Below are 1507 nucleotides of genomic sequence, written 5' to 3' on the forward strand. Positions count from 1 at the left end.
ATGCCCTCCTATATCCCGGTGCTGACCTATGCGGACAATCGGGACCTGCGCTTCGAGGTCTATCAGGCGTACAGCACCCGCGCCTCCGATCAGGGACCGCACGCCGGCCAGTGGGATAACAGCACGGCCATGGACCGGATCCTGGCCTTGCGCCACGAGCTCGCCCAACTCCTGGGGTTCGCCAACTATGCGGAACGCTCGCTTGCGACCAAGATGGCGCCCTCCCCCGACGCGGTCCTGGCCTTCCTGAACGATCTGGCCGACCGCTCGCTCGCCCAGGCCCGTCAGGAACTGGCCGAAGTCCAGGCGTTCGCCCGCGAACATCACGGCATGGAGACGCTGGAACCCTGGGACCTGACCTACTATGGCGAGAAACTGCGCCTGCACCGCTACCAGATCAGTCAGGAAGAACTGCGGCCTTACTTTCCGGTGTCGCGCGTCCTCACCGGGCTGTTCGAGGTCGCGCAGCGGCTCTTCGGCGTGCGCATCGAAGAGTCCCAGACCTTCGAGACCTATCACCCGGATGTGCGCTTCTTCGAAATCAGGGATCAGGAAACCCGCCAACTGCGCGGCCAGTTCTATCTCGACGCCTTCGCCCGCCCCAACAAGCGCGGCGGCGCCTGGATGGACGTCTGTACCAACCGGCTGCACACCGCCCGCTATGACCAGATCCCGGTTGCCTATCTGGTCTGCAACTTCAGCCCGCCGGTCGGCGCCAAGCCCTCGCTGCTCACACACAACGAAGTGGAGACCCTGTTCCACGAGTTCGGCCACGGCCTGCACCACATGCTGACCCGAGTGGACTATCCGGCGGTGGCCGGCATCAACGGAGTCGCCTGGGACGCGGTGGAACTGCCCAGCCAGTTCATGGAGAACTGGTGCTGGGAGCGCGCCCCGCTGGATCTCTTCGCCGCCCACTGGGAGACTGGAGCGCCGCTCCCGCCGGAACTCTACGAGCGGATGACGGCGGCCAAGAACTTCCAGTCGGGCATGCAGATGATGCGGCAGCTCGAATTCGCCCTGTTCGATTTCCGTCTTCATCTGGAGTACGACCCCGCCCGCGGCGGACGCATCTACGAAATTCTGGAAGCCGTTCGCGATCAGGTCGCCGTGGTCCGGCCGCCGGCCTTCAACCGCTTTGCCCATGGCTTCTCGCACGTCTTCGCCGGGGGCTATGCCGCCGGCTACTACAGCTACAAATGGGCCGAAGTGCTGTCCGCCGACGCCTTCTCGCTGTTCGAAGAGCGCGGCGTCTTCGATGCCGCCACCGGCCGCGCCTTCCGTGAGAACATCCTGGAGAAAGGCGGTTCCCGCGATGCCATGGACCTCTATGTCGACTTCCGCGGCCGCCCGCCAACCACCGATGCGCTGCTGCGGCATTCGGGGATCAGTGCCTGAGGTATCGCCGTCGTACCTGATATCCGGCAGACACGCGTGTAGGGGCGGGGGCCTTGATCATCATTCCGGCCACCCGTCGTTGCGGCAGCCCGTCGCGGCCGCGGGCCGC

At 65.4% G+C, this 1507-nt stretch carries 1 protein-coding gene; it reads left to right on the plus strand.

Annotated features, from left to right (window positions below):
- A partial coding sequence (locus tag QZY03_RS00895) for a M3 family metallopeptidase (RefSeq protein WP_295577257.1) occupies positions 1 to 1398 on the plus strand: 1398 nt, incomplete at its 5' end.
- Between the last annotated feature and the right edge of the window lie 109 nt (positions 1399 to 1507).

The organism is uncultured Lamprocystis sp., assembly GCF_903933125.1.
GTDB lineage: Bacteria > Pseudomonadota > Gammaproteobacteria > Chromatiales > Chromatiaceae > Thiodictyon.